Here is a 1,449-nt window from a genome sequence, read left to right on the forward strand (position 1 = left end):
TGAACTGCACCCCAAAAGTTGGACGTTGATCCAATCTTTGGGGTGTTTTTCATGACGAAGTACGACGAGGCGTTCAAGCGCAAGGTAGTTCAGGAATATTTGTCTGGGGGGATTGGGATCCGTGCGCTGAGTCAGAAGCATGGGATTGGTCATTCGATCGTGCGACGCTGGATTGGTGCGTGGCAGCACCATGGAGAGGCCGGGCTACGCAAGAAGCGTGAGGCGTTTGGCGCCGAGTTCAAGCTGACGGTGCTGCAGCATATGTGGCGCCACGAGTTGTCCTACGCTCAGACAAGTTCCCTCTTCGACTTGCGCGATACCCGCGGAGTCAGCCGTTGGGAGCGCCAGTATCATGAGGGCGGTTTCGAAGCCCTCATGCCGCGCCGCAAAGGCCGGCCACCCAACATGTCCGAGTCCAAACAGCCTGCCCAACCCACTCCCGAGCCGCCCCAAGACGGACGTTCCCGTGAAGATCTGCTCAAGGAAAACGAGTATCTGCGCGCGGAGGTGGCGTATCTAAAAAAGTTGGATGCCCTGCTCCGGGCCAAGGAGCAAGCGGCGCTAAAGAAAAAGCGCAAGTCGTGAACGCTTTGCGCGAGCACCACCCGCTGCCAATCCTGCTCAAGATCGCCGCTCTGGCGCGCAGCACGTTCTACTACCAGCTCACGGCAAGCAAGGCCGGAGATCGTCACGAGGAACTCAAGGAGCGCATCCAACGTGTGTATGCCGAGCACAAGGGCCGATATGGCTACCGCCGGATTACGGCGACGCTGCGTCAGACGGGGACGTTGATCAATCACAAGACCGTGCAACGGCTGATGTCGGCGTTGCGGTTGAAGTCGCTCGTGCGGCCCAAGAAGTACCGCTCGTACCGAGGTCAGGTGGGGCGAGTCGCCCCCAATCTGCTTCAGCGCCAGTTCGAGGCGAGCAAACCGAACGAGAAGTGGGTGACGGACGTGACCGAGTTCAACGTAGGTGGCAAGAAGCTGTATCTCTCGCCCGTCCTGGACCTATACAACGGGGAGATCATCGCTTGGCAAACCAGCGAACGACCTGACTTCGCACTGATCCAGAAGATGCTCGACAAGGCATTGCGAAGACTGCGGCCAGAGGAATCCCCTTTGCTGCACTCGGATCAGGGCTGGGCCTACCAAATGGCGGCGTACCGCCACAAACTGGCCGCACGAGGCCTGCATCAGAGCATGTCTCGCAAGGGCAATTGCCTGGACAACGCGGCCATGGAAAGCTTCTTCGGCACGCTCAAGTCAGAGTGCTTCCGGCTTGAGCGCTTCTCCGATATCGACCAACTGCGCAAAGGCATAGCCGAATACATCCGGTACTACAATCACGACCGCATCAAGCTCAAACTAAAAGGGCTGAGCCCCGTGCAATACAGGACTCAGCCCTTGGCGGCCTAACTTACCCGTCCAACTTTACGGGGTCAGTTCA

Annotated in this window: 1 protein-coding gene; it reads left to right on the forward strand. The window is 58.5% G+C overall.

The window, feature by feature from the left end; all coding sequences use genetic code 11:
• Window positions 1–51 precede the first annotated feature (51 nt).
• Window positions 52–1,418 (forward strand): IS3 family transposase gene (locus tag AC3WRI_RS32840; RefSeq protein ID WP_492295010.1). Its coding sequence is split into 2 segments (ribosomal slippage): window positions 52–529 and window positions 529–1,418, totalling 1,368 coding nucleotides; the frame shifts between segments, so codons are not numbered across the junction.
• The last annotated feature ends 31 nt before the right edge of the window (window positions 1,419–1,449 follow it).

Source organism: Cupriavidus sp. FW305-27 (assembly GCF_058787995.1).